At 68.6% G+C, this 26,934-nt stretch carries 17 protein-coding genes; 2 read left to right on the top strand and 15 right to left on the bottom strand.

Annotated elements, in window-relative coordinates; all coding sequences use genetic code 11:
- Nucleotides 1–5: 5 nt before the first annotated feature.
- Nucleotides 6–2,141, top strand: coding sequence for a UvrD-helicase domain-containing protein (locus ABZ478_RS06890; protein ID WP_359546021.1), 2,136 nt, complete (start codon nt 6–8; stop codon nt 2,139–2,141).
- Nucleotides 2,142–2,155: 14 nt separating this feature from the next.
- Here ABZ478_RS06890 and ABZ478_RS06895 read toward each other — a convergent pair whose 3' ends face one another.
- From ABZ478_RS06895 to ABZ478_RS06955, 13 genes are all read right to left on the bottom strand, one after another.
- On the bottom strand, nt 2,156–3,835 hold the full coding sequence (locus ABZ478_RS06895; protein ID WP_359546023.1) for an N-6 DNA methylase: 1,680 nt from the start codon (nt 3,833–3,835) through the stop codon (nt 2,156–2,158).
- A 320-nt stretch (nt 3,836–4,155) separates the two neighbouring features.
- On the bottom strand, nt 4,156–4,773 hold the full coding sequence (locus ABZ478_RS06900) for a hypothetical protein (protein WP_359546024.1): 618 nt from the start codon (nt 4,771–4,773) through the stop codon (nt 4,156–4,158).
- 1,166 nt (nt 4,774–5,939) lie between these two features.
- Nucleotides 5,940–9,146 carry an RHS repeat-associated core domain-containing protein gene (locus ABZ478_RS06905; protein WP_359546724.1) on the bottom strand — a complete coding sequence of 1,069 codons (3,207 nt, stop codon included), beginning with the start codon at nt 9,144–9,146 and terminating at the stop codon, nt 5,940–5,942.
- A 595-nt stretch (nt 9,147–9,741) separates the two neighbouring features.
- Nucleotides 9,742–10,173, bottom strand: coding sequence for a hypothetical protein (locus ABZ478_RS06910; RefSeq protein ID WP_359546755.1), 432 nt, complete (start codon nt 10,171–10,173; stop codon nt 9,742–9,744).
- Nucleotides 10,170–10,709: a hypothetical protein gene (locus ABZ478_RS06915; RefSeq protein ID WP_359546026.1), complete on the bottom strand. Its 540-nt coding sequence runs from the start codon at nt 10,707–10,709 to the stop codon at nt 10,170–10,172. The genes ABZ478_RS06910 and ABZ478_RS06915 overlap by 4 nt, the downstream gene beginning before the upstream one ends.
- Nucleotides 10,706–13,015, bottom strand: a complete 2,310-nt coding sequence (locus ABZ478_RS06920) for a DUF6571 family protein (RefSeq protein ID WP_359546028.1) — start codon at nt 13,013–13,015, stop codon at nt 10,706–10,708. The genes ABZ478_RS06915 and ABZ478_RS06920 overlap by 4 nt, the downstream gene beginning before the upstream one ends.
- A gap of 11 nt (nt 13,016–13,026) precedes the next feature.
- Nucleotides 13,027–13,485 (bottom strand): hypothetical protein, encoded by a 459-nt coding sequence (locus ABZ478_RS06925; RefSeq protein WP_359546030.1) that lies wholly within the window; start codon nt 13,483–13,485, stop codon nt 13,027–13,029.
- Nucleotides 13,486–13,774: 289 nt separating this feature from the next.
- Entirely contained in the window at nt 13,775–15,079 is a 1,305-nt protein-coding gene (locus ABZ478_RS06930) for an Ig-like domain-containing protein (protein WP_359546032.1), read from the bottom strand.
- 218 nt (nt 15,080–15,297) lie between these two features.
- Entirely contained in the window at nt 15,298–17,175 is a 1,878-nt protein-coding gene (locus ABZ478_RS06935; RefSeq protein ID WP_359546034.1) for a discoidin domain-containing protein, read from the bottom strand.
- 135 nt (nt 17,176–17,310) lie between these two features.
- A complete protein-coding gene (locus tag ABZ478_RS06940; RefSeq protein ID WP_359546035.1) occupies nt 17,311–18,708 on the bottom strand; it encodes a GH1 family beta-glucosidase in 1,398 nt (465 codons plus the stop codon).
- Complete coding sequence (locus ABZ478_RS06945) at nt 18,705–19,544, bottom strand: carbohydrate ABC transporter permease (protein ID WP_359546726.1); 840 nt, start codon at nt 19,542–19,544, stop codon at nt 18,705–18,707. Before ABZ478_RS06945 ends, ABZ478_RS06940 begins: the two co-directional genes overlap by 4 nt.
- A 28-nt stretch (nt 19,545–19,572) precedes the next feature.
- Complete coding sequence (locus ABZ478_RS06950) at nt 19,573–20,559, bottom strand: sugar ABC transporter permease (protein ID WP_359546037.1); 987 nt, start codon at nt 20,557–20,559, stop codon at nt 19,573–19,575.
- A gap of 6 nt (nt 20,560–20,565) precedes the next feature.
- Nucleotides 20,566–21,882 carry a sugar ABC transporter substrate-binding protein gene (locus ABZ478_RS06955; protein WP_359546039.1) on the bottom strand — a complete coding sequence of 439 codons (1,317 nt, stop codon included), beginning with the start codon at nt 21,880–21,882 and terminating at the stop codon, nt 20,566–20,568.
- 195 nt (nt 21,883–22,077) lie between these two features.
- Here ABZ478_RS06955 and ABZ478_RS06960 point away from each other — a divergent pair, with 195 nt between their 5' ends.
- Complete coding sequence (locus ABZ478_RS06960) at nt 22,078–23,367, top strand: ROK family protein (RefSeq protein WP_359546041.1); 1,290 nt, start codon at nt 22,078–22,080, stop codon at nt 23,365–23,367.
- Nucleotides 23,368–23,506: 139 nt separating this feature from the next.
- Here ABZ478_RS06960 and ABZ478_RS06965 read toward each other — a convergent pair whose 3' ends face one another.
- Together ABZ478_RS06965 and fusA are read right to left on the bottom strand one after the other, a co-directional pair.
- Nucleotides 23,507–24,340, bottom strand: coding sequence for a class II glutamine amidotransferase (locus ABZ478_RS06965; RefSeq protein ID WP_359546043.1), 834 nt, complete (start codon nt 24,338–24,340; stop codon nt 23,507–23,509).
- A 397-nt stretch (nt 24,341–24,737) separates the two neighbouring features.
- On the bottom strand, nt 24,738–26,795 hold the full coding sequence (fusA, locus tag ABZ478_RS06970) for an elongation factor G (RefSeq protein ID WP_359546045.1): 2,058 nt from the start codon (nt 26,793–26,795) through the stop codon (nt 24,738–24,740).
- Nucleotides 26,796–26,934: the final 139 nt, after the last annotated feature.

Consider the following 26,934-nt stretch of genomic DNA (forward strand, 5'->3'; position numbering starts at 1 on the left):
GTCACGTGCCGCAGCTTGCGTTCACCAACGGTTTCTGGGAGAGCTACGACGTCCTGGAGAAGCCCGTCAAAGCAGGCGTTCGCAAAGCCATGGAGAAGTTCCAGCGGCTGACCGTGGCCGGCCTGCACGCGGACAAAGGGCTGCACCTGGAGTCCGTCGACAAGGCGCGCGATCCACGCATGCGCACCATCCGCATCAACGACTTCTGGCGGGGCGTCGTGCTGGCTCCCGACGATGGCAGCGATGTCTTCCTGCTGGTCAATGTCGTGCCCCACGACGACGCCTACACCTGGGCGGCCAAGCGGCTGTACACCACCAACTCCGCCACGCGCGGCCTCGAGGTACGCAACGTCGTCGCACTCGAACAGCTGACCCCGGCCCTGGAGAAGGCGGCCGCCACCGCCGAATCGCTCCTGTTCGCCAAGTACTCGGACACCGTCCTGCGTGAACTGGGCATCGACGAGCAGGTCCTGCGCGCGGTTCGGACCATCGTCGACAAGCCGCAGCTGCAGGCCTTCGAAACGCTTCTTCCGGAGGACCAGTGCGAGGTGCTCCAATACCTCGCCGAGGGATTCCCTCCCGAGGACGTGTACCGGGACGTGGTCGCGGTGCGCCGCCCGGTCGACGCGGGCCCCGACCCGGACGAGACTCTGGCCGTCGCCATCGCCAACACGACGAGCCGCATCACTCTGGTCACCGGACCGGAGGAGCTGGCGGACGTCCTGGAGAAGCCGTTCGCGGCCTGGCGCGTATTCCTGCACCCTTCGCAACGCAGAGTGGCCTATCGGGTGTCGTACGGCGGCCCGGTCCAGGTGACAGGCGGTCCGGGCACGGGCAAGACGGTGGCGGCCCTGCACCGTGTCAAGCATCTCCTCACCCGCTCCGGTGATGCCCGAGTTCTTCTGACCACGTACACCAACGCCCTCGCCGCCTCGCTGCGCGAGAACCTGTCGGTGCTGCTGGACGGAGATTCCTCGCTGCTCGACCGGGTCGACGTGACCACCGTGAACGCCTACGCACACGCCGTCGTGACGCGCCACGACGGCAAGGCTTCCTCGCCCCTCGGCGACCGCGACGAACGGCAGCTGTGGCAGAAGGTGGTGAAGCAGCTCGGACTGCCCTGGACGGAACAGTTCCTGGCGCAGGAGTACCGGCACGTGGTGCTGGCTCAGGACGTGCGCACCCTGGATGCCTATCGAGCCGTGTCCCGCCGTGGCCGCGGCTGCGCGCTGTCGCCCGCGGGACGGGAGCAACTGTGGCCGGCTGTAGAGCTGTTCGAGTCCCTACTGCGTGAGCGGAAGGCCACCACGCACCTCAAGATGTGCGCGCGTGCCGCTGATCTGCTGGCGGACTCCGCACCGACGCACGACCACGTGGTCGTCGATGAGGCGCAGGACCTGCACCCCGCTCAATGGCGGGTGCTGCGTCGGGCGGTGGCGGTCGGCAGCGACGACCTGTTCATCTCGGGCGACCCGCACCAGCGGATCTACGACGCGAAAGTCTCGCTAGGCTCCCTGGGCATACCGGTGACCGGCCGCACCCACCGGCTGCGGATCAACTACCGCAGCACAGAGGAGATCCTCGTCTGGTCGACGCGCATCCTCTCCCCGGTCTCCGTCGAGGATCTGGGCGGTGAGGGCAGCGACACCCTGGCGGGTTATCGCTCGCTTCTGCACGGCCGCAGACCGCACGTGGACGGGTACGGCTCGGAGCAGGCCGAGGTCGGGGCCCTGGTCGATCGTGTCCAGGACTGGATCGCTCAGGGCATAAGGCCGTCCGAGATCGGAGTCTGCGCCCGATTCAACGTGCTGCTGGACAAGGCCCACGACAGGCTGGTCGCGGCTGGTGTCCCTGTTGCCAGGGTCAAGGACCAGCCTGGGCCGGACGTGGAGGGCGTGCGGCTGGCCACTATGCACGCCATGAAGGGGTTGGAGTTCCGGTGCGTTGCGGTACTCGGTGTGACGGCCGGTGCGGTGCCCTTCGCCCGTGAGATCACGCCGGCGTCCGTGGACCCGCTTCAGCATGACTCCGACCTGCTGCGCGAGCGGTGTCTGCTGTTCGTGGCGTGCACGCGGGCGCGGGAGGCGCTGGCGGTGTCTTGGAGCGGGACGAGCAGCCCGTTCCTCTCACAGGAAGGCTGATCCGTGGGACGGGGCTACCTGGATTCGTCGTTACGTCCCCCCTCAGGTGCCAGCGCTCCGTTGCCAAGGCCGTCCCGGGCCAGTGCTGATATCTGCTTGCCAACCTCGGCCACGCGCAGCGACAGCTCCTCGAACTGCTGAAGGGCGCGAAACGCGGCCCCGTACCGTCGCTGTGCTGCGATGTCCATCTGCGGGATACGCGCACCCTTGCCGTCGAGCCGGAAGGTCCCGCTGGCGCTGGTGGATCGTCGGGCGTTCGCTGAGCTGCGCATGAATCCCTGGAGGAAGTCGGTGTCGAGCTGGTCGCTCACGGAGACCGGCTCCAGGTCGCTGTACTGGACCAGCCCGGCGCGCGAAAGGTCGGCGACGCTGACGGACGGCCCGTCAAGGGCACTGGCGCCCGCACCGGCGGTAAGGGTGGGTAGCAAGTCGGCAAGCCCTAGCGCCTGTTCGGCCAGCTCCTGGCTCAGGGCCCGATACTCCAATACGTAGTTCCTGTGTGATTCGCAGACACGGCGCCCCGGAGTGAGATCGACGACGTCGTCGAGCAGGTCGATGAGGGAGACCTCTGCCACCTGGTCGGGCTCCACTTCCAGTGACCCGTCGGGGTCGTTCGCCGTCAGATCAACCATGCGGACACTGGTGGCGGCGCCGCCGACGGAGGGCGGACGGCGCAGTTCCCAGAGGTGCACGGGGAGGGCGTGCGATGCCGCGACACCGGGCGGGAGGGCGGTTACCTGGGTCAGGATCCCACGCCGTACGAGCTCGGCTCGAATCCGCCGACCCGCTTTCCGGTACGCGACGGAGGCGGGCATGACCATGAGGACCCGGCCGCCGGGCGCCGCGTGCGCGTAGGCATGCTGCAGCCAGGCCAGCTCACTCTCGGCCCGCGACGGTGTGCCGAATTCCCAGCGAGAGTCGAGGAGCAGCTCCTCACGACCCCAGTCGGTCTCACTGACCGGCGGGTCACTGACGACGAGATCGGCCTTCAGGTGCGGCCACTGGTCGTGGCGCAAGGAGTCGCCGGTGACGACCTGCACATCCTGGCGACCTGAGAGGTCGGCCCGCAGCTGAGCGAAGCGCGCTCTGCGGCCGTCCGCTTCCTGGCCGCGTCTCGTGAGTCCATGCTGGGGTCCGACGGCGAGCAGCAGAGTGCCGATACCGCAGGCCGGGTCGAAGACGGTGGCTCCGGCTGTCACGTCGCGCGTGAAGTGCTGGACGGCACGAACGATGCGCGGGGAGGTGATCTGGTCCGATCCGGCCCGGCGGACGGCGTCGGTGAAACGTTCCGCTAGGGCATTCACCACCTCGCCGGCGTTCCCGCCGTCAGCCAGGGCCCGCGCCAGGCGCACGGCGTCCGCCGACAGCGCGTCGGACGCCTCATCCGGCACACCAGCGAGCAGCCGGGCGACATCGGCAAGACCACCGATCATGTCGTCACCATAGGCAGCGCGCATCGCCTGCCAGAGCTGAACCTCCCGCGAGACCTCCTGCCCCTTGCGCTGCCCGTCCAGCCAGGCCTGCACCTCGGCGAGGTCGAAAAGTGGGCTGTTCACCCCACCGCTGACCGGCGAGGGGAAGTCGTCGTATCGCCGCCGCCAGTTGGAAACCGCGGCACGGGTCACGCCCGCGATCCGGGCGATCTCGCTCCCGGTGACCAGGGCTCTCGCCGGCACCGCGGGTGTGTCTTCCATGACCGTCACCGTACACAGCGGCCCGTCGGCCTTCAATGAAGAGAGTCGTTGACAGGGTCAACGACATAACTCAGCGAACGGAGGGTCCTACGAGGTGTGACGGCCCGCCCGAGATGATCACGCCGGTTCGACCAGGATGCTGGTGTCCTTCATGGCAGAGCCGCGGCTGTTGATCAGCGACACCGCGGCGTGATCGGCATGCGCAGCAGTTGCCGTCGCTGGGCTTCTTTCCCTGAATCAACAGCCAGCTGCGCAGGATGGGCCACGCCGAGCCGTGGCCCTCCTGAACGAGAAGCGACAGCCGGTCACGGATCGGGCTCTCATCGCGGGCTGTACGACAGCACCGGGTCGGCCCACCCACCGAGGCGGCGGCAGAGGCCGAAGCGGGAGGGCAGCCACCGACGTCGCCGGACGTGAGACTCGGTGACCGCGGACCACGTCGGCCCGGAAAGGCTCTCCACACCCCACCATGTCTTCACGGCCTTGTTCCCGCCCAGTCTGAGCAGCGGCCACCGCGGCAAGTGCAGGCCGACGAAGAACATCGAGACGTCGTCCCCGCACTTGGTGGTGTAGAAATACCGCTCGACGTCCGTGTAACTGGCCCCCAGCCCGCTCTGCAGCCCCATCGCCCCGTCCAGCCACGACAGGGCCAGCTTCCCGCCGGCCGGAATCGACGGCACCAGTACCGGGTTGAACCACTCCTCGCCGTTGAGGCCCCGAGTAAGTCCGGTCCGCGCCGCCTGAGCCACGACGATGTTGGTCGCGGGCCCTGTCCCCACGTTGACGAGCCACCATTGGGACGCGCCCGAACTCCCCTGCGCGCTCTCCCACATGAACTGCAGCACAGGCATGTGGGAACGGCGACTGGACGCGTACGCGAGGGCCAGCGATCCCAGCGACACGAGAACCGCGAAGACCGAGACGGACATGGTCAGCATCGCCCCTCCTCTCCCCACGAGGAGCATGCCCCTCCCGTGCACGGGCAGGAAGACCGCCCCCGGCCGCCGGACAACGCGCTGGAGCCGTGAGACCCGGCTTCCGATTCGCACGGCGACCGTCGGTGCTCCTGCGTGGTGAGCGCCGGCGGTCGCGAGTCGCCGCCTCCTCTGACAGCCGATGCCGCCAACCCTGCGATACCGGAAGCGGCACGCTCCTGGGTATTACTCCCGGTACGCTCACCCACGCCGGGGCACCGGGCGTACCCGGCATTTCTCAGCCTTGGCGCGTCGGTCTGGACAAGTCGTCGGGGTCGACCGCGTCTTAGCCCGTGCCCTTGAGTCCGGCGGCGTGGCCGGCGGCAGACGGGGTTCGCCGGCCGCCGGTTCCCGTGCCGCGGTCACCTTCCCGCATACCGAAGGAAGTCGTTCCTATGGCTGCTTCTGCTCCCATGCCACCGCCTCCCTCTATCCCGCCGACTCCAGTCACAGGCCGTCGCGCTCCCTCGGTGGCCAGGGCTTCTACCGTGAACGGCGTCCGGCCTGGCCACACGAGAGCAACCGCTCTGACCATCATTCGACAGCGACAAGGCCTGTGGCTGCGAGGATGCCGACGATGATCACGAAGACTCAGATGATCAACGGGCCCATTCGCACGCCAGTCTTTCCCGCAGACGCATTCGCCCTGCCGAACACACTGTCCTGGCTCACCGCTGCGCGCGCGAACTTCCTACTATAAAGAACGAGGCCCAAGCCGGCGAGAATAGCGAAAATGGAAAGAAATACCCTCGTTGCAAGCCTCCTGTTCTTGGACAGCGTCTGTGCCCGCTCCTTCGCGGGAAGGGCACAGGCCGCGGCCACCAAGGGCGATCCCACCGCTCTCGGGCTGTGGCGCACCATGGCCTGGGAAGCAGCCACTCGCAACGTCGACCACTGCTGGTCGTCCCCGCAGCTCTCTTCATGTCCCAGGCGTCAGCAGGCCATTCTCACTTTCTACGCAAGCGCACGACGACCACCGCTAGAAGCAGCACGACGATCACCACGAGAAGCCATGTCGGAAGGGCCCCCGCCAGTGCTCCGCGAGCCATTTGGACAGAGTTCACGCTGTTCATCCAGTCTCCTACGGTAACGTCCGGGACGGCTCGGCGAGCCGTCCCGGACATCGGCTGTCACAAAGCCTTCAAGCCGGCCTTGGTGAGGTCCTTCAAATCCTTCGCGTCGCCCAGCCAGTTCAACGCCTCTCCCGCGTTCTGGTCGACGTAGTCACCGACTGCCTCCACCGCCACGTTCTGGGCACACCCCTCGCCGAATGCGGCCAGAGCTCCCACACCCGTCTCCGTCACGCCGGTAGCCAGGCCGATGAGCGTCGATTGGGCTCCGCCCTTGACGCACTCCATCCCGTACTTGCCCCAGTCGAGGAGCCCAGAGGGGTCGATGCGGTTGACGGGGTCGCCCTCGGCGTAGAGGTAAGGGTTCTGTTCCTGGCCGGAGGGGTCGGGCTGGGTGAAGCGGCCGACGTTGGCGTCGTAGTAGCGGGCCTTGAGGTGGTACAGGCCGGTCGGGTCCTGGTAGTTGCCGGCGAAGCGGTAGGGCTGGGCGACCGGTTCGGAGGACTGGGCCAGGATGCGCACACCGCGGGGGCTGTAGGTGTAGGTGTCGACCTTGTTGCCGTCGACGTCCACCAGACCGATCACCGAACCGATGGCGTCGGTGAGGTAGTAGTAGCTCTTGCCCCCGGTGGTCATGGAGTTCAGGGTGCCCCCGGGTTCACGGTTGAAGCCCATGTCCACACCGGCGGTCGACTTGGCGGACAGGCCCAGCGGGCCGTTGTGGAAGTAGGTGTCACCGAGCCGGATGCGCTCGCTCTGGTCGGTGGAACCGTACTGCCCGCTGTACGCCTTGCCGTTCACCGTGATCGACGACATCTGGGAGTAGTCGGTCCAGGTCTCGCCGGTACGGGTGTAGTCGTCGGTGGAGGCGCCGGCGGTCTCGTTGCCGATGGCGTCGTAGGACCAGCTTCCGCTGGTGCTGGACTTGGCGGTGAGCTCCTGGGCGTCGTTGTAGGTGTAGGTGGTGCCGCGCGGGCAGCCCTGGTCGGTGCCCTGGGAGGTGAGGTTGCCGGCCAGGTCGTAGCAGTACTGCCAGGAGTCGGCGATCGTGCCGTTCTTCTCCTCCTTGGCGTACGAGAAGCGGCCCGCGCCGTCGTAGGAGTAGGTGCGCTTCAGCCCGCTGACGCCGTCCGTGCTGGTGCGGATCTTGCTGCCGTCGGTGGCGGCGTTGGTGCCGTAGCCGTAGGAATAGCCGAGGTCGACCAGGGTGCCCTGGTCGGAGGTCACCTTGATGGCCTTGGGGCGGCTGGAGTCGTCGACGTCCACCTTCTGCACCGTGCCGCCGGGGTAGGTGGTGGAGGTGCGGACGTCGTTGTTGTTGTACGCGTACTTGGTCACCGCGCCCTGCGGGTCCTTCAGCTCGGTGAGCCTGTTGACCTCGTTCCAGGTGTAGTCGATCGTCCCGGCCGGGTCCTGGTAGTAGTCCACGTTGCCGGCCGCCGTGTAGGCGAGCAGGGTCTGGGAGCCGTCCTGGAGGTGGCGGACCGTCTCGCGCTGCAGCGGGTCGAAGTCGTACTTCACCGTCCCCGTGCCGTCCGAGCGCTGGGTCAGGTTGCCGTCGCCGTCGTACCAGTAGCGGACGGTGTCGTTGGTGGAGGAGACGGTCTTGATCCGGTCGCGGTTGTCGTAGACGTACACGGTCTTGATGCCACGCGCGTCGGTGACGGTCTCGGTGCGGCCGAGGAAGTCATAGGTGTAGGTCGTCCTGCCCAGCGGCGCCGGGGACTCGGCCCAGTCCAGGTTGCCCCTGGGGTCGTAGTGGAAGTCGGTGGTGACCGTCTTCGTCGACGTCATCTTCGTCTTCTGCGCGCAGCGCTGGCCCTCGAAGCCGCCGCAGTTGGGCGTGGCGGGGTTGTAGTCGTAGGAGACGTTGCCGCCGCCGGTGCCGGTCTGGGCGACCGAGGTGGTGTTGCCGGCCGTGTCGTAGCTGAAGCTCGTCTTCTCGCCGTCGGCGTTGGTGGAGTCCTTCGGGACGTCACCACCGGCGATGGTCTGCCAGGAGTTGACCGTCTTGCCGCCGGTCGGCATGGCGACGGTCTCGAGATTGTTGCGGGAGTTGAAACCGTAGTCGGTGACCTTGCCCGGGGTGGTGCCCGAGCCCATCGCGTCCGTGGCGGTGTCGATGTTGTGGTTGGCGTCGAACTTCGTCGACCGCTTGTGGCCCAGGGCGTCGGTCACGTCGGTGACCTGGCCGTCTCCGTCGTGCTCGTACTTCGTCGCGTGCAGTTCCGGGTCCTTGGCCGTGGTCGTCCCGGCGGCCGTCGGGGAGGTGGCGCTGTAGGTGTACGTCCAGGTCGGGCCTGTGTTCCCGGAGGCGTTGAAGCCGGTGGCGCGCAGCATCGAGGTGACGCGGTTGGCGTCGTCGTAGGTGAAAGCGGTGACGCGGCCCTCAGCGGTGGTGATCTTCTCGACGCGGCCCGAGTCGTCGTAGCCGAAGGTGACGGTCTTGCCCTCGGTGTCCGTGGTGGTGGCCAGGTTGCCGCCCGAGTCGAGGTTGTAGACGGCGGTGCGGCCGGTGTTGTCCTTGGCCTGCCACTGCGAGGCGGTGGTCTTGACGAGGTCGATCCAGCGGCCGGAGCGGGTCTCGGTGAGCTTGAAGCCCTTGTTCTCGCCGCTCTCGTCGTGCTGGGCGACGGTGATGCTGCCGTGGTTGCGGTCGGTGACCTTGATCAGGCTGCCGTTCGCGTCGTACGTCTCCTTGGTCCCCGACTTCCACTTCGTGAGCGTGTAGGTGCCGTCGGAGTTCTTCTTCAAGTCCTCCGAGTAGCCCTTCGGGGTGGCGAAGGTGCCGTCGCTGTTCTTGGTGAAGCGGACGGTCGCGCCGGACGCGTCGTACAGGATCACCTCATCGCTGAAGAAGGACAGGTAGCGCTCGTCCTGCTGCCACCAGCGCTGCGAGACCCCGCCCCAGGGGGCGTCCAGCGAGTTGTACGTCCGCGCCAGTCGCAGGCGCTGCCCGACGCCCGCGATGTCGAAGTCCGTCGCGGTCAGCATCAGATTGCCGGTGGAGTAGTCGATCTTCGCGTTCAGGGAGTCGGTGATGGCGAAGCCGGTGGAGCGGTGCCAGGGCACGGCACCCTGCCCTTCCGGGACGAAGACCATCAGCGACGCCTCCGAGGCGACACCGGCATGCTTCTTGCGGCTCGAAGCGGGGCCCTTGGCGTGGGCGCGCTGCTCGCGCAGCCACGAGTCGTACGCGGCACCGGTCGGTTTCTCCGTCGGCTCCGACTTCACCGGCCGGTTCGGGCCGACCTTCACCGGCGGCATCGTGAAGTCGGGACTGCTCTCGCCCCACTTCGACACCGGTTTCCCGTCGGCGGCGCTCGCGGTCGAGGCCGGCAGCACGGCCGCCGCCAGGGCCGCCACCGCCACCGCCGCCACCGCGGCGGCCGATCCTGATCTCTTCCGGGCAGGACGAAGAGACGTGCCGAGGGCACGTGTACGCATGGCTTTCCCCCACAAGAAGACAAGCGCCGACAGCCCCAACGGCCACCGGGCTCGCACAAGTTGTCAGAGAAAACGGGCAAAGATCGACACGGTTCCCGACGATTTCTTTCACATGCGGGCAGGAATCAGCCTCTCCGGTTCAGCCACCCAAACAGGGCGAAGTAGCTAGAACCACATCACGCCGACGAGCTGCAGGAGTCCACGGTGCGTTCGGCTCCCGAGACCAACGGCCGAAAATGACAGTTCCCCGCCGCCAAGACAGTGAGCCGCTCTCCAGAGGCGAACGAGCCTTAAAAGAGCGCATCGCTCGGGACGAATGGCCCCGCAGCGGGCTTCCCCGAGCCGACGTGGTCACCGTTCAGGAGTGCCCGCCTGCACGGTTTCTGTACTTCAGTGAGGCCGTAGGCCCCCTGAATCAGCCCTTCATCGCCGGCTCATTCAGACCTGCGGGCCTCAAAAATTTGACTAGGGTGGGGTGAGCGTAGGTATCTATCCGGCACAGTGCCGGATCGTCCTCGTCGGGTTCGGCCTGACTCCACTGCTTCAGTTCCACGACGACGTACGACGGCTCCCCCGTGTACGGATGCTCCGGGTTGAGGACACCGGCGTGCCACTGCGTAAACGGCTTCCCATTTTCCGGCAGCAGGGCCGCGACATCGGCTCCGGGAAGGGCGTCGTCGCAGACGCGCGCCGGCACCGCGACGTCGGCATCGTCCGACGGCCACAACTGCCACGCCACCACACAGGCCACGGCGAGCACTCCGACGGCCGCCGCAGTCGACCAGGGTCCGAACCGGCTGCCCCGTTTTGCCGGATCTCCCGCCCGGCCGCCGCGGTCGCCGTTCAAGAGGCCCGCTTGCACACATGCTGCTTCTTCAGCGATGCCGTGTATTCCTGGATCAGCACCTTCATCGCCGACTCATTCGGGCGAGCGGGCTTCAGCACCTTGACAAAGGTGCTGACGTCCTCTTCCTCGACATCGGCGCCACGGCACTGGATCACGGACACAGCCGCGTGATCGACATAGGCGATCGAGTTGCCATTCGCGGACTTCTGCTCCTGGACCAAGAGGCGGCTGCGCAGGATGTGCCGCGCCGAGTCACCGGCGTTGATACGTTCTCCGCTCACTTGCAGCACCGTGTCCTCGTCGACCTTGACACCGCACAGTGCGGAGCCGTCGTCGAGGCTTCCACGATGCTCCACAGTGAGCCGCTCACCTGATTCAGGCAGGAGCTGTGCCAGCGCACCGGCCGGTACGGATACCCCGCAGAGGGCCTTCGGAACGGTGAACTCCTGCCCCTGCATTTCCGAAGAACAGCCGACTACCGTCACCGCAGCGACGAGGAACAGGATGCCGAATTTGACATGCGACGAGGACCTCAATGCTTGCTACTCTCCGATTTCCACTGCGCGCCGTCGGAGTGGCTGAGACCCGCCGATGTGCGCGCGGCTCTTCTGAGATCGTCGGCGGTGTCGGGGTCGATGGTGTTGTTGTTCAGCAGAGCGTGATCGACGGCGGACCGGGCGGAGTCCAGAGCTGCCGCACGACCGTGGCTGTAATCCGAGCCGGCCTGCGCCTCAGCCTCGGTTGAAGTGTCCTTCTCGATGCTCTTCATGATGGATTCCTGGATGTCTTCCGAGGCCCATTCGAGAGCGGTGCCGGCGATGGGGACGCGCTCACCGACCTTCTCCAGGCCCATGCCCAGAATGCGGTTCACCCACTTCTGCTTCTCGGCCGCAGCCTCGTTGAAGTCCGTGTCGGAAGCAGTGTGGTACTGGTAGATCGCATGGGCCCGGGCATCGCTCATGATGCCGGCGATGGCCGAACCGGGGGCGACCGCGGCACCCACGCGCCCGTCCAGCGACGTTGTCGAGTGGGTGGGGTCGTTGATGACGTGGTCCACGACGTCGGTCGTGTACGTCTGCTGTGCGGTGGTGATGGCGGAATAGGCGTCGGGGTCCTGACCCACCTCACCCAGGAAGCGGACGACGTTGTTCGCGTCGAGGTCGGCCGAGGCGCCGAACGACGGGAAGAGATCGCTGCTGGGGTCCTCGTCGTACATGGCTCGCTGGAAGTCGCCCATGTACTCGGCGGTGATGTCACCGAGGCTTCCGCGCATCCCGTACAGCGGACCGGTCTCCTCTCCGTCCAGATCTCCGTTCTCGTTGTGCCGGATGAGTTCCGGGTCGCCTCCGAACTTGTTGACGATGTCGCTGACCAGATGCGCTTGCGCCTCGGTGTGCTGAACTGCAGCGGCAGAAGCGTCGCTGTCGTACGGCCGACCGGTGGTCGCCGCCTCCAGTGCGTGGCCGAGGGCCTCAGGACCGAAGGTCAGGGCCGTCTTGGTCTTGCCCTCGTCGGCCAGGACGTTCGTCGCGTTCGTATCGACCGTCCACTCGAAATCTTTGTCGGTGAAGAGATCGAGGTACGAGGTGAAGCCGGGGTCGCCGCCCTTCTTCACCGTCCCGTCTTCGTTGTACGCAGTCGGCGTTCCGGTGAAGAACTTCTCCGCGGCCTCCGGACTGTGGCCCAGCGACTCCAGGACACTGTTCAGCGGGTCGTTACCCGAGCCCAGCTTCCCGGAGGGATTGAATCCGTACGTGTCCGGGCTGCCCGCAGGCTTGCTGGAGAGGAAGAAGTGCGGGTCCTTCTTGTGGAGCTGGGTGATGTGCTCCGCGATGGGGTTGATGAAGCGGGAGTCGTAGTTCCCGTAGCGCAGCAGGCCGCCGAGGACCTGGTAGCCGTACGGCTTGTTCCACTGGCCGCGTTCCCAGGCGATCTGCTGGGTGCCCAGGCGCCGGAACTGCGCGCCCCAGTCGCCGGACAGGTGTTGCTTGTGGTCGGGGTCCGTGGCGTTGGCGAGGGTGTACCCCATGACCTTCTGCAGGTCCTGTACCGCGTCGAGCCGGGTCTTGCTCGCGTCGCCGCCGGTACCGTCGATCGACATCGCGGCGTAGAACTGGAGGGTCTTCTCCGGTCCGCCCAGTCCCTCGTAGAACTCGGTGGCGAACTCACCATCCTTTTCGGCGGAGTTGAAGCGCAGAAGGTCGTTGAGCTCGCGCAGCTCCGCGTCGGACATCTTGTCGCCCTTGCGGGCCAGTTCGACGGCGCGCTCGACCTCGGCGTCGTTGAGGGACTCGTACTTGCTGTGGCCCGCGTCGTACGGGTCGTTGCCGTGGCTCCTGGCGAGAGCACGAGCGACCGAGGCATCGATCTCGGCGGCATGAGCGAGGATCCGGTTGATCCGGTCTTCCAGTTCCTGCCGTTGGTCGAGTTGGTCCTGGGTGCGCTCGTCGGTGTCCCCTCGCACGTGCGGGAAGAAGCAGCGGGCCCTGCCGCCGCCGATGTCCTCGACCCGGATCCCGAGCTTCGCGGCGTCGTCGTGGACGGCGGTCTTCATCTGCTTCTGCAGCGACTCGAGCTCGGTGTGGCCGTCTTCGAGAACCTGGTAGATGCTGTTGGCCTCGGTGTGCAGGTCGGAGATCTCCTTGGCCGTCTTGGCCACGAACTCCCTCGTCACCGTGGCGTTCACGCCGGCCCAGCGCGCGGAGTCCGACTTGCCCTGCATCCCCGTACGAGCGTTCTCCGCCGACTTCTTCAAGCCCTCGACGGCCTTCTTCCAGTCCGAGACAGCGTTCGCGAGCTTGCCGAGGTCGACCTCGACGAGGTCAGCGAAGGTGAGAGCCATCAGCGGTCCCCCTACTTGAAGTACTCGTCGAGCTGGGACACGGACGCGGCCGAGCCGTCACTGCCGCGCAGCACGGCACCGATCTTGGCGTCGTCCTCCGCGTGCCGCTTCTTGGTGTAGTCCAAGTGGTCGGAGATGTGCGCGCAAGCCTGCAGTACGGCCTTGACCTGCGAGGTCCACATCTCGACGGTCGTCTCCAGAGCACCGCCGGTCTGGAACCCGTGCGACTTCAAGGTGGCGGCGGCCTGCGCCGTCGAGCCGTTGCCGGTCCCGGCGATGTCGGCCTGGCTCTTCACGTCGTCGTAGAGGATGTTGGCCTCATGACCCACGGCGCCCAGATCGTCCTGGTACACCACCAGGTCCCCGTTACCTCCGCCACCCCCGTCCGGCGGCACGTGGTTGAGCCGCATGTGGGCCTGCCCCCGCCCGGCCGACTGAGCCTTGAGCTGCTCCCACTCGTCCCATGCCATGACGGGATCCCCTTCCCCCTTGCGGACGATCCGGTGCCTGGCCAAATTACCAAGCTCAGCCGCACCGAGTTTGCGCTACGCCCGTTGCGCCTTACTTGTCGGCCGTGAAGATTTCCGGCGGGCCGTTACGGCGCCGGGCCGACCGGCAGCGAACGGCGCGGGCGTCGGGCACGAGGAGTCGAGCCCTTCCTCGGGGGGAGAGATCAGGGCCCGGCCGCCGAACGCGGCGTGACCGGCGCGGGGCGGTACCGCGCCGGTCACGTTCAGGCGTGTGGAGTACGCCCTCGCGTCAGTTGACCGCGCCGCCCGCGGTCCACTCGCTCCACGGCACGTTCCAGTCGCTGAGGCCGTTGTCCGGGGCCAGCGTGGTCTTGTCGTCGGAGTTCTTGACGATCACGACGTCACCGATCAGCGAGCGGTCGAAGAACCAGGCCGCGGGCTTCGTGCTGTCGCCGCCGCCCTTGACGTCCTTCAGGCCCACGCAGCCGTGGCTGGTGTTGACCTTGCCGAAGACAGAGTCGGCACCCCAGTAGTTGCCGTGGATGAACGTGCCCGAGTCGGACAGGCGCATGGCGTGCGGCACGGCCGCGATGTCGTACGAGGGCTTGCCGTCCTTCTCCGTGAGGTTCACGCTCGCGGCGTTCATACGGATGTGCCGGAACTTCTCGGAGATGACCATCTGGCCGTTGTACGTCGGGTGCTCGGCGCTGCCGGACGAGATCGGGATGGTCTTGATCTTCTTGCCGTCCCGCACGACGGTCATCTGCTTGGTCTTGGCGTCGACCGTGCTGACCTGGCTCCGGCCGATCTTGAACGTGACCGTCTTCTGGACGCCGCCGACGTTCATGTCGACGGTGACGGTCGAGCCGGCCTTCCAGTACGTCTCCGGTCGGAAGTCCAGACGGCCGTCGTTGAGCCAGTGGCCGACGACCTGCTGCCCGCTGCTGGAGCGGACCTGGATCTCCGACTGCACGGCGGCCTTGTCGGTGACCGCCTTGTTGAAGGTGACCGACACCGGCATGCCCACGCCGACGGTCGAGCCGTTCAGGGGGGAGAGGTGCCCGATGAAGTCGTTGGCCGGGGAGACCGTGGCGATCGTGGCGTTCTCGGCGGCGGAGCGGCCCTGGGTGTCCTGGGCCTCCGCGGCGATCTGGTACCTGGTCTCCGGCTTCAGCGAGCCGTTCGGCTTCCAGGACGTACCGTCCGCGGACAGGGCTCCCCGAACCTCGGCACCGGTCGCGACGGCGGTCATGGTCACCTTGGTGAGCTTGCCGTCACTGACGGTTACCTTGACGGGATCGGTGACCCCGACGTTGTGGGCGCCTTGTCCGGGCGTGATCTTGATTCGGGCGTCGGAGGCGTCCTGGGTGGCCGTGGGATCCGCCGGAGTCGCGGATGCCGCCGGAGTCGCGGGTGCCGTCGGAGCCGCAGACGCCGTCGGAGCCGCCGGAGCCTGGGTTTGCTGCTGGTCACCGGCGCCGTTGCCGCCGGTGGCGGCATGACTGGTACCGCCCAAGGCCGTGACTGCGAGCACACCGCCGAGTACGCCGGCCGCAGCCACCAGCCTGGTGCGTCGTATTCGTACCGCGGTCAAACTCTTCTCCCATGCCGTTGATCTCGGATTCTCCGGGACTGGTTGCCGAGGAGCACAACCGCCCTTCGATCCACTTATACACATTCGCCTGCCCTTATCGGGCAAATTGTGCTGAAGGCCACCCGTCGCCGGACGGGGGCGCAGCGCCCCAGGGACATGGGGCCGAGGCGGCAGCCCGTGAACTGCCCGACTGCCGCCGCCCAGGGGTGTGGCCGGTGTCACCCCTTCTGTTCCACCCGCACCCAGTCCACCTCGGCGTGCACTTCCCCGCCCGCGATCCGGTCCACGCTGGACTGCGGCAGGCCCCAGTAGGGGCTGGTCACCTTGTTCCAGCCGGCCGGGTAGGCGCCGCCCAGGGCGAGGTTGAGGATGACGTACTGGTTGTGGTCGTAGACCCACTGGCCGCGGGTCGACTCCAGCTTGTTGCGGGTCGTCTCCTGGACCAGGCGGTCGTCGACGTAGAAGCGCATGGCCGTTGGGGTCCATTCGACGGCGTAGGTGTGCCACTGGTCCGCCGTGCCGCCGCCGGCGTACGTCTGGCGCGCGCCGATGTTGCCGTCCGCCGAGTAGCCGGGGCCGTGCATGGCCGAGCTGGTCCAGTCGCCGTAGCCGATGTTCTCCATGATGTCGGTCTCGCCGGAGGCCGGCCAGGAGACGGACGGGTTGTCGACGTTGCTGCCGAGCAGCCAGAAGGCCGGCCAGAAGCCGTCGCCCACCGGGAGTTTCATACGGGCGCTGACCTTGCCGTACGTGAAGTCGAAGTGGGTGTTGGTGTCGATGCGGCCCGAGGTGAAGTCGTAGGTACCGCCGCCCGCCTTGGTGCAGCCCTTGCAGTACTTGGCCTTCAGGATCAGGCTGCCGTCGCGGGTCTGGATGTTGTCCGCGGAGTCCACGTAGGCCTGGGACTCTCCGTTCACCGGGCCCATTTCGGTGCCCGTGCGCACGACGCGCCACTTGGAGCGGTCCAGTGCGGCGCCGGTGAAGTCGTCGAAGAAGGTGGTGCGGTAGCCGCCGGGCTGGTCGGCCGGGAGTGCCGGGTACGTGGCTGAGGCGGAGCCGCCGGTGCCCCAGACCTGGAACTCGTAGAGGGAGTAGCCGAACTGGGCCGTCGCGGGAGCCGGGTTGTAGAAGGAGCGGCGCTCCTTGCCGAGCATGCGGACGTAACGGCCGGTGACCGGGGACGGCAGCTTCACCGTGTCGTGCAGGCCCGTCGCCTCCGACGGGGACTTCACGTTCGCGCGGCGGGCGGCGATGTCCGCGGCCGACGGCTCGTAGACCGTGCGCCAGGTGCGGTTGTCGTCCGAGACCTGTAGGAGGTAGTCGACCGCGTAGGCGGACTCCCAGTACAGGTCCACCGTGTCGATCGTCGACCGGGCGCCGAGGTCCACCGACACCCAGCGGTCCGCGTTCCAGTCGCTGGACCAGCGCGTGCTGTCGGATTTCAGGTCGGCCGGCCAGCCGCCGTCCGTGACGAACGCCGGAGAATTGCCCGCGTGCTGGTAGTAGTCGGAGTAGGCCGGGTGGTTCAGGGCGAGGTTGGTGCGGGTCGTTGAGGCGGGAGCCGGTTCGCCGCCGTAGATCTTGAAGTTCCAGAGGGAGTAGCCGTAGGGCGTGGCGCGCTGGAGGCCGCGCAGCCGGACGTAGCGGCCGGTGACCTCCTGCGGGTAGGTGTGGGCCGTGACCGAGCCTCCCGTGCCCTCGGTCTCCGTGTAGAAGGGCGTCCAGTCCGTGCCGTTCCTGGAGACCTCCAGGACGTAGCGCTTGCCGTAGGCGGCCTCCCAGTCCAGGACCACGCGGTCGACGCGGATGGTGGTACCGAGGTCGACGCGGATCCAGGCGTCGTCGGCGAAGTTGCTGGACCAGCGGGTGGCGCCGTTGCCGTCGAGGGCGAGACCGGGGGCGGTGCCGGCGTTCTCGCTGCCGGAGGCGGTGACGGCGGCGGGGTTCACGGCGTACGCGGCGGCCGCTCGGTCGGTGTCCCAGGTGGCGGCGGCCGGGGCGGCGTGCGCGGGGGCGGCCAGGAGCGGGCCGGAGGTCAGCAGGGCCATGGTGGACAGGGCGGCGGCGAGCAGGGTACGCGGGATTCGGGATGGCATGCGGCTCTCCTCAGTGGGGGTGGGGATCCGGCGGTGCGGTTTATGACGCGTACATGACAGTCCAGGGAAACGGGCGGTGCGTATCCGGTGGGCGCGGGCTCACGCACCCGCGCCCACCGGTCGTCCGGGCCGGACTCAGGCGGCCCGGCGGTGCTGGCCGCGGTGCACGCGGACGATGTCCGCGTACCGGTGCCCGCTGCCCTTGATCGTGCGCACCTGGGTGCGGTAGTCGACGTGGACCAGGCCGAAGCGCTTGTCGTAGCCGTACGCCCACTCGAAGTTGTCCAGCAGCGACCAGGCGAAGTAGCCGGCCAGCGGTGCGCCCTTGCGGGCGGCGGAGGCGCAGGCGGCGAGGTGCCGCTCCAGGTACTCCTGGCGCTCCGGATCGTCCACGGTGCCGTCGGGGCGGACCACGTCCGGGTAGGCCGAGCCGTTCTCGGTGACGTAGATCTTGCGGGCGCCGTACTCCTCGGTGAGGCGCAGCAGCAGGGTCTCGATGCCGCTCGCGTCGATCTCCCAGTCCATGCCGGTGCGCGGGACGTCGGGCCGGCGGACCGAACGGACGCGCGGCGCCGGGCCGTCGGGGTCGTCGGCGACGTAGGCCGGGAAGTAGTAGTTCAGGCCCAGCCAGTCCAGCGGGGCCGCGATGGTCTCCATGTCGCCCGGCTGCTCGGGGAGTTCGACGCCGTAGGTCTCGAGCATGTCGGCGGGGAAGCCGCGGCCGTGCAGCGGATCGAGCCACCAGCGGTTGACGTGGCCGTCGTGGCGGCGGGCGGCCGCCAGGTCCTCGGGGCGGTCGGTCGCGGGGAAGACGGTGGAGAGGTTGTTGACGATGCCGACCTGTGCGTCGGGGACGGCGGCGCGGATCGCGCGGGTGGCGAGGCCGTGGCCGAGGAGCAGGTGGTAGGAGGCCCGGACGGCTGCGCTCAGGTCGGTCCAGCCGGGGGCCATGGTGCCCTCCAGGTGTCCGATCCAGGCCGAGCAGGAGGGCTCGTTGAGGGTGGCCCAGAGCTTGACGCGGTCGCCGAGGCGCTCGGCGACGGTGGAGGCGTACTCGGCGAACGCCAGGGCGGTCGCGCGCTCCGGCCAGCCCCCGCGGTCCTGAAGCGCCTGGGGCAGGTCCCAGTGGTAGAGGGTGACGGCCGGGGTGATGCCCGCCTCCAGCAGGGCGTCCACCAACTCGTCGTAGAAGGCTAGGCCCTTGGGGTTCACGGCGCCCGCCCCGTCGGGGATCACCCGTGGCCAGGCGATCGACAACCGGTAGGCATTGGTGCCCAGTTGCCGCATCAGGCCGATGTCCTCGCGCCAGCGGTGGTAGTGGTCGCACGCGACGTCGCCGTTGTCGTCGTTCGCGATCTTCCCGGGGGTGTGCGAGAAGGTGTCCCAGATGGAGGGCGAACGGCCGTCCTCGTCGACGGCCCCCTCGATCTGGTACGCCGCTGTGGCCGTGCCCCACAGGAAGTCGTGCGGGAGTGCGGCGAGGTCGATGCGTTCGGACACGGAAGTCCCTTCGGGGTACGGGAAGGTGGTCATTTGACGGCGCCGGCCGTCAGACCGGTGACGAGATAGCGCTGCAGGAGGAGGAAGCCGGCCACCACGGGCACGCTGACGACCAGCGAGGCGGCCATGATCTGGTTCCAGTAGACGTCGTTGAGGGTGGAGTAGCCCTGGAGGCCGACGGCGAGGGTGCGGGTGGTGTCGTTGGTCATGACGGAGGCGAAGAGGACCTCTCCCCAGGCGGTCATGAACGCGTAGACGGCGACCGCGACGATGCCGGGGATGGCGGCCGGCACCACGATCCTGAGCAGCGCCTTCAGCGGGCCGCAGCCGTCGACCAGCGCGGCCTCGTCCAGGTCGCGCGGCACCGAGTCGAAGTACCCGATCAGCATCCAGATGGAGAACGGCAGGGAGAAGGTGAGGTACGTCAGGATCAGGCCGCCGCGCGAGCCGAACAGGGCGATGCCGGTGGCGTTGCCGATGTTGACGTAGATCAGGAACAGCGGGAGGAGGAAGAGGATGCCGGGGAACATCTGCGTCGACAGGACGGTGACCGTGAAGACGCGCTTGCCGCGGAATTCGTAGCGGCTGACCGCGTAGGCCGCGAACACCGCGATGACCACCGAGCAGACGGTCGCCGCGCCCGCCACGATCAGGGAGTTCACGAAGTACTTCGCGAGCGGGACTGTGGACCAGATGTCGATGTACGGGCGGATGGTCAGCCCGCTGGGCAGCCAGCGGAACTTGCCGGTGACGTCGGCGAGCGGCTTCAGCGAGCTGGAGACCATCACGTACACCGGCACCAGCACGAAGCCGGTGAGCAGGGTGAGGAAGATCCGCCGCGCCCAGAGGAAGGAACGGGGCGGCGCCATGGGCGAGTTGGGCATCACAGTGCCGGGGCTAGGCATCGGCGGCCCTCCGTCCGCGTGAGGTGAACAGCAGGTACGCGCCGGTCACGACCAGCAGGAAGAGCAGCAGCAGGACCGACATGGCGGAGCCGGTGCCGAAGTTCCAGGTGACGAACGAGGCCTGGTAGATGTGGACGGAGATCAGGTCGGCGGCCTCCGGGGCGGCCTTGCCGAACAGCACGTACGGCGTGTTGAAGTCGTTGAACGTCCACAGGAACAGCACCAGGACCAGCACCTGGTTGACCGGTCGCAGCGACGGCAGAGTGATGCGGCGGATCTGCTGCCACATCCCGGCGCCGTCCAGCGCGGCCGCCTCGTACAGCTCCTTGGGGATGTTCTGGAGGCCGGCCATCACGATGAGGAAGGCGAACGGCCAGCCCTTCCACACCGAGACGGTGAGCAGGGCGTAGAAGCTGTTGTCGCCGATGAGCCAGAAGGACGGCTTGTCGGTGAGGTGGAGCTGGTCGTGCAGTACGTGGTTCACCAGGCCGTTGTCGTGCTGGAACATGAACACCCAGGTGATGACGGCCGCGTAGACGGGCAGCGCGTACGGCACCAGAAACAGGGCGCGCAGCAGTCCTCGGCCGCGAAAGGTGTCCTGCATGAAGACCGCGGCGGCGGTGCCGATCAGCCAGCACAGGCCGACCGAGAGCAGGGTGAAGGCGACGGTGACGAAGAACGAGTGCAGCAGTGCCTCGCCGACGGGCGCGTCGAAGTCGACCGACACCTTGTAGTTGTTGAGGCCGGACCAGGGGGCGCTGCCCCAGTCGCGGATGTAGAACTGGGTGAGTTCCTTGAAGCTCATCACGGTGCCGATGACCATCGGCACCAGGTGAACGAGGAGTTCGAGCAGCAGGGCGGGCAGGAGCAGCAGGTACGGTAGGCCGATGCGGCGGATCCGCCCGGTGCGGCGGCGAGGTTCGCGCGCCGCACCGGGGGACGTCCGGCGCACCGGCTCCTTGAGAGCGGTGGAGGTCATGTCGGGTCACGCAGCCGGCATCTGCTGCTGGGCCTTCTCCAGCTTGGCCTTGACGGAGTCGGTGGTCACCGCGCGGCCGGCGGCGGCGTCGGCGAACAGATCCTTGACGGCCGTGCCGACCGTCGTCTCGAACTGCGACTCCGAGGCGACCTGCGGCAGTGCCGCCGCGCTGACGGCGAGGGTGCTCTTGAGCACCACGTTGGACGGCGAGGTGAAGGCGGGGTCGGTCTGGGCGCCCTTGACCGGCGGGATGGAGGTGTAGGCCTTGTTGAGGATCTTCTGCTCGTCGTCGCTGGTCATGAACTTCACGAACTTCGTGGCGCCGTCGAGGTTGTGGCTGTTCTTGAAGACGGCGATGTTGATGCCGGCGACCATGGAGTTGGTCTGCGTGCCGGTGCCGGGGGTGCCGGACCGGACGGGGACCGGCGCGATGCCGTAGGTGTCCTCGCTCATGCCCTGCGACTTGAGGTTGGAGGCCGCGGACTGCCACAGCAGCATGGCCTGCTTGCCCTTGGCGAAGTCGCTGACGGACTGGTTCTGCGCGTACTCGGCGTCACCGGTGGGGATGACCTTGTCCTTGGCCATCAGGTCGACGTACTGCTTGACCGCCTCGACCACCTTGGGGTTGGTGAAGTCCGGCTTGCCGTCGGCGGTGAAGAAGTCGGCGCCGTGCTGCTTGGCGAAGACGAAGACGTGGTGGATGTTCTCCGAGACGTTGGCGCCCTCCGCGCCGAGTACGGACTTGCCCTTCGCCTTGATCTTCTTGCCGTCGGCGACCAGCTCGTCCCAGGTGGCCGGCGGCTTGGAGATGCCGGCGTCGGCGAATATCTCCTTGTTGTAGTAGAGGGCGTACGCCATCGAGTACAGCGGCACCGCGGCCGGGTCCTTGCTCTGTGCGCCGGTCGAGCCGAGCGCGGAGTCGACGAACCGGTCCTTGCCGCCGATCTTGCCGAAGTTCTCGGCGTCCCACGGCAGCAGCGCGCCGGTCGCCTGCAGGGAGGCGCTCCAGGTGTTGCCGATGTTCAGCGCGTCCGGGCCCTGGCCGGAGGTGGTGGCGGTGAGGATCCGGTTGAGCAGGTCGGACCAGGGCACGACCTCCAGCTTCACCTTGATGCCGGTCTGCTTCTGGAACTTGTCGAGTTCGGGCTGCAGGACCTTCTTGTCGATCGCGATGCTGGCGCCCTGGTTGGAGGCCCAGTAAGTGAGCGTCTTCGGCGAGTCGTTGGACCCCCCGCCGCTCGACGAACCCCCTCCGCAGGCCGTAGCCGCGAGGGCGAGAGACATGGTGACGGCGCCGACGGCCGCGGCTCGGATGCTGCGCATGGCTCCTGGTGTCCCTTTCCGGGAGTCGATACCCCTCGGGGCTGATCGCGAAGGCCGACACCCCGTTCGGCTTCTGAAGCCCCTCATGGCTTAATTTAGGATGTGAGTTAAACCTCAAGAGAAACGCTCGTCAAGGGATCCGGCAGCGATATCCGGTCCCGCGGGCCGGAATTGCGCGCGAACCAGGGAGGTCGGGTGGCAGGGCTGAGCGGCCGTACGGTGCGTGACCTGCGGCGGGAGAGCCGGGGTGCCGTTCTGCAACGGTTGTATTTCGATGGGCCGACGAGCCGGCAGGCGCTGGTCCCGGCGACCGGACTGAGTTCGGGCTCCGTCAGCAACGTCGTGGCCGAGCTGCTGGCCGACGGGCTGGTCGAGGAGGCGGGCAGCGTCGGCTCCGACGCGGGCCGGCCGCGACGGCTGCTGCGGATACGGCCGGACAGCGGGTGCCTGATCGGGGTCGACGTCGGCGAGACCCGGGTACGGGTGGAGCTGTTCGATCTGGCACTGCGCGAACTGGCGCGGGCCGAGCGGCCGTTGGGGCCACGAGGCTACGACGTCGACGCCGTCGTCGGCCATGTCCACGAAGGCGTCGCCGAGGTGCTCGGCGCGGGCCGGCCGCCCACCGGTGACCTGCTCGGCGTGGGCATCGGCGTGCCCGGCATCATCGAGGAGGCGGAGGGAGCGGTCGTCCACGGGCAGACGATCGGCTGGGACGCCGTCCCGCTGGAACGGCTGCTCCGACGGTCCGATGCCGGTCAACTCCCGCCGGAGGTGCCCTACTTCATCGACAACGGTGCGAAGACCCTCGGGCAGGCCGAGATGTGGTTCGGGGCCGGGCGCGGGGCCCGTAACGCGGTGGTGGTGCTGTTCGGCTCGGGTGTCGGCGCGTGCGTCGTCACGGAGGAGGCGGCCCAGGGACGGGCGGTGGAGTGGGGGCATCTGACGGTACGGGTCGGCGGGCGCCGGTGCCGGTGCGGCGCCCGGGGCTGCCTGGAGGCGTACGCGGGCGCGGAGGCGCTGGTGGCGCGGTGGCGGGAGGCGGGCGGACGCCCCTCGGCCGGGGCGGACGAGGAGACCGCGCTGACCGAACTGCTCGCCGCGGCCCGCCCCGCCGGCGGCCGCGCACCCGACCCGGTCGCCGCGGCCGTGCTCGCCGAGACCGCCGAGTACCTGGGTGCGGGCCTGTCCGATCTGATCAACCTCTTCCAGCCGGAGCGGCTGCTGATCGGCGGCTGGGCGGGGCTGCAACTGGGGGGCGCGTTCCTGGACCAGGTCCGCGAGCACGCCCTCGCGCGGGCCCTGCGGTTTCCGGCGGGCCGGGTCGGCATCGAACTGGGCCTGCTCGGCCCGGACGCGGTCACCGTGGGCGCCGCGGTCCTGCCGCTGGCCGCGTTCTTCACCCGCGGCGGCGGGCGGCCACGGCCCGCCGCCCGGCCTGTGCCGTCGCCGGCCTGGCGGGTGGCGCTGGACGGGCGGCTGGTGTGAGGGGAGGAGGGGTGTGCGCGCAGGTGCGAGGAGGGGAAGGGTGCGTGCTGGTGGGAGGAGGGGTGTGCGCGCTGGTGGGAGACGGAAGGGGTGCGCGGCTGGGTGGGAGGCGGTGCGGGGTGGTCGCCGCGGCCTGCGGTCAGGGAATCGCGGGCTGGAAGTCCCGGAGGCGGTCGTGGCCCTCCTGGACGACTCCGTAACTGTTCGCCGGTACCTCGTTCCAGGCACCGGGCAGATCACCCAGGGGCTCCGACACCACCAGCCGGGTCTCGTCGGACACACCTCGCAGGAAGTCGGTGTCCGGGTGCAGCGCCCGCATGTCCTCCACCCTGCTGCTGTAGTAGAGCGACCTGGGTGTGCCGGAGCTGGCGTACCTGAAGGCCAGGAGCTGGTCTCCGTCGGCGACCGCGATCGTCATCTGCAACGGCGGCGCCAGCTCGTGTTCCCGGGCGAGCCGTTCCACGAAGCCGGCCATACGGGCGACACCACCGGCCGGGTCGTCGGCCAGCCCGAACGTGAGGGCCAGGTAGAACATCACCTCCGAGTCCGTGCTGCCCTCGATCGACGGGAAGAGCGCCGGGTCGACGGCGAGGAGGAGGTCCCGGCGCAGCAGGTGGAAGCCGGCGATGGCGCCGTTGTGCATCCAGATCCAGCGGTCGTGACGGAACGGGTGGCAGTTGGTCTGCTGGACGGGCGTGCCGGTGGAGGCCCGGACGTGGGCGAAGAACAGGGGGGCGCGGACATGCCCCGCGATCTCCCTCAGGTTCCGGTTGCTCCAGGCCGGGCCGACGTCGTGGAACACGGCCGGCGTTCGCGCGTGCTCCTCGTACCAGCCGATGCCGAAGCCGTCGCCGTTGGTCGTCTCGACGCCCATCTTGGCGTGCAGACTCTGGTCGATCAGCGAGTGCTTCGGCCGGTACAGGACCTCTTCGAGGACCAGGGGCGTTCCCGAATAGGCAAGCCAGCGGCACATGGGTCACGCCCTCCGTACGGCGTAGCGGCCGTGACGCGTCATGGTTCGTGTCCGGCCTCGTGACGTGCGTTGTGTCGTGCTTCGTGACGTGCGTCGCGCCGCGTCTCGTGTCGTGCCTCGGCTCGTGTCCTCGGTCATCCTCGTCTCACGCCTTCCCTTCCGGGCAGCCGGGCCAGGGGTGTCCGTCGTCCACCTCATCCGGCTCGGCGGGCGACCGCATCGCCCGGCAAGGGTGATTTTCCGCTCTGCCGAGTCCCTGAACAGGTCGACTTCCGGGTCCCCGGACGCGGGCGGGCCACACCACGCCTTGAGGCCATGCGTGATGCGGCCCGCTTGTGGCCTGCGTACGATCCGCGAGCGGCCCGCGTGCGGCCGGTGCACCCGGCCGCCCTGGCCCCTACCGGACCAGGGCCTTCACCGGTGCCGGGACGTAACCGGCCGCCCGCGTGGTGAAGGTGCCCCGCCCCTGGGTACGGCTGCGCAGACGGGTCGCGTAGCCGAACAGTTCGGCCAGCGGCACGGTGGCCGTCAGCACCGCCGCGCCGCCCCGCGTCCCGGAGCCGGTGACCCGGCCGCGCCGGGCGGCGAGGTCGCCGAGGACACCGCCGACCGCTTCCTCCGGCACGGTGACCGTGACCTCGGCGACCGGCTCCAGCAGGGTCATCGCGCACACGCTCAGCGCCGCGCGCAGTCCCAGCCGGCCGGCGGTGCGGAACGCCATGTCGGAGGAGTCCTTCACATGGGTCGAGCCGTCGGTCAGCGTGACCCGCAGACCCGTCACCGGGTGACCGCCGAGCGGCCCCTCGGTCAGGGCGTCCCGGCAGCCGGCCTCCACCGCGCGCACGTACTCCTGCGGCACCCGCCCGCCGACGACGACGGACCGGAACTCGAAGCCGGTGGCCTCGACTTCGGTTCCGAGGGGCTCGACGTCGAGGACGACATGGGCGAACTGGCCCGCGCCGCCGTCCTGTTTGACGTGCCGGTGGACATGACCGCTCACGCCGCGCACTACGGTCTCCCGGTGCGCGACCCTCGGACGGCCCACCGTGACCTCGGGTCCGCCGTCACGCCGGATCTTCTCCACCGCGACCTCCAGATGCAGTTCCCCCATCCCGGACAGCACCGTCTGCCCGGTCTCGCCGTCGGTGCGCACCACCAGCGAGGGGTCCTCCTCCGCCAGCCGCGCCAGCGCCGTGGCCAGCTTCCCGGTGTCCGTGGCGCGCCGCGCCTCCACGGCCACGGAGACCACGGGCTCGGCGGCCACGGGCGGTTCCAGCAGCAGCGGGGCGTGGGGATCGCACAGGGTCGAGCCGGGCCGCGCCGACTTCAGGCCCGCCAGCGCGACGATGTCACCGGCGACCGCCCGGTCCAGCTGGACGTGCCGGTCCGCCATGACCCTGAGGATCCGTGCCACCCGCTCGGTGCGGCCGGTGCCCGGGTCCCACACGGTGTCTCCCTTCTCGACGGCGCCCGAGTAGACGCGTACGTAGGTGAGGCGTCCGGTGCTGCCCGCGTTCACCTTGAACGCGAGGGCGGCGAACGGCGCTTCGGGGTCGGCGGCCCGCCGCTGCTCGGTGTCCTCGTGCACACCGCGTACGGCGGGCACGTCCAGCGGCGACGGCAGGTAGGCCACCACCGCGTCCAGCAGTGGTTCGATGCCGCGGTTGCGGTAGGCGGAGCCGCACAGGACGACCACGCCGTCGCCGGTGCGGGTGAGGTCGCGCAGCGTGGCGGCGAGGGTGCCGGCGGAGAGGGTCTCGTTCTCGCAGAACTCCTCCAGGGCGGCGGGGTGCAGTTCCGCGACCGCCTCCTCCAGCGCCCGGCGCCGTCGCAGCGCCTCCTCGTGCAGCGCTTCCGGCACCGGCCCCTCCACGGCCGTACCCTCGCCGTCGGCCCAGACCAGGGAGCGCATCCGCACCAGGTCCACCACGCCGGTGAAGCCGTCCTCGGCGCCGATCGGCAACTGGACGACCAGCGGGGCCGGATGCAGCCGTTCCCGGATCGAGTCGACGGCCCGGTCGAGGTCGGCGCCCGCGCGGTCGAGTTTGTTGACGAAGGCGATCCTGGGAACGCCGTGCCGGTCGGCCTGCCGCCACACCGACTCGCTCTGCGGCTCGACCCCGGCGACGGCGTCGAACACGGCTATCGCCCCGTCGAGGACGCGCAGCGAGCGCTCGACCTCGTCGGCGAAGTCGACGTGGCCCGGGGTGTCGATGAGGTTGATGCGGTGACCGTCCCAGGCACAGCTCACGGCGGCGGCGAAGATGGTGATGCCACGGTCGCGTTCCTGCGGGTCGAAGTCGGTGACGGTGGTGCCGTCGTGCACCTCGCCACGCTTGTGCGTGGTGCCCGTCGCATACAGGACGCGCTCGGTGACGGTGGTCTTCCCGGCGTCGACGTGGGCGAGGATGCCGAGGTTGCGGACGACGGCGAGGGTGCTGAGGTTGGTGCGCACGGCCCGTGGCCTTTCTGCGGTTCAACGAAAGGGGCAGCGCGATTTCCCGGACGAGAAGACACGGGGAACCCTGAAAAGGCTCTGTCGGCCTACGAGTCGATGAACCGGGTCAGTGGGTCGTCACGGGCATCCGGTGCCG

This window comes from Streptomyces sp. NPDC005706 (genome assembly GCF_040631045.1).
Lineage (GTDB): Bacteria > Actinomycetota > Actinomycetes > Streptomycetales > Streptomycetaceae > Streptomyces.

Coding starts and splice junctions, on each gene's coding strand:
- ABZ478_RS06905 (WP_359546724.1), bottom strand. CDS start 9,146: ATGCCGCCGGTGAAGGTCGGCCCGAACCGGCCGGTGAAGTCGGAGCCG.
- ABZ478_RS06920 (WP_359546028.1), bottom strand. CDS start 13,015: ATGGCTCTCACCTTCGCTGACCTCGTCGAGGTCGACCTCGGCAAGCTC.
- ABZ478_RS06895 (WP_359546023.1), bottom strand. CDS start 3,835: ATGGAAGACACACCCGCGGTGCCGGCGAGAGCCCTGGTCACCGGGAGC.
- ABZ478_RS06965 (WP_359546043.1), bottom strand. CDS start 24,340: ATGTGCCGCTGGCTTGCCTATTCGGGAACGCCCCTGGTCCTCGAAGAG.
- ABZ478_RS06925 (WP_359546030.1), bottom strand. CDS start 13,485: ATGGCATGGGACGAGTGGGAGCAGCTCAAGGCTCAGTCGGCCGGGCGG.
- ABZ478_RS06940 (WP_359546035.1), bottom strand. CDS start 18,708: ATGACCACCTTCCCGTACCCCGAAGGGACTTCCGTGTCCGAACGCATC.
- ABZ478_RS06950 (WP_359546037.1), bottom strand. CDS start 20,559: ATGACCTCCACCGCTCTCAAGGAGCCGGTGCGCCGGACGTCCCCCGGT.
- ABZ478_RS06955 (WP_359546039.1), bottom strand. CDS start 21,882: ATGCGCAGCATCCGAGCCGCGGCCGTCGGCGCCGTCACCATGTCTCTC.
- ABZ478_RS06935 (WP_359546034.1), bottom strand. CDS start 17,175: ATGCCATCCCGAATCCCGCGTACCCTGCTCGCCGCCGCCCTGTCCACC.
- ABZ478_RS06945 (WP_359546726.1), bottom strand. CDS start 19,544: ATGGCGCCGCCCCGTTCCTTCCTCTGGGCGCGGCGGATCTTCCTCACC.
- ABZ478_RS06900 (WP_359546024.1), bottom strand. CDS start 4,773: ATGCTGACCATGTCCGTCTCGGTCTTCGCGGTTCTCGTGTCGCTGGGA.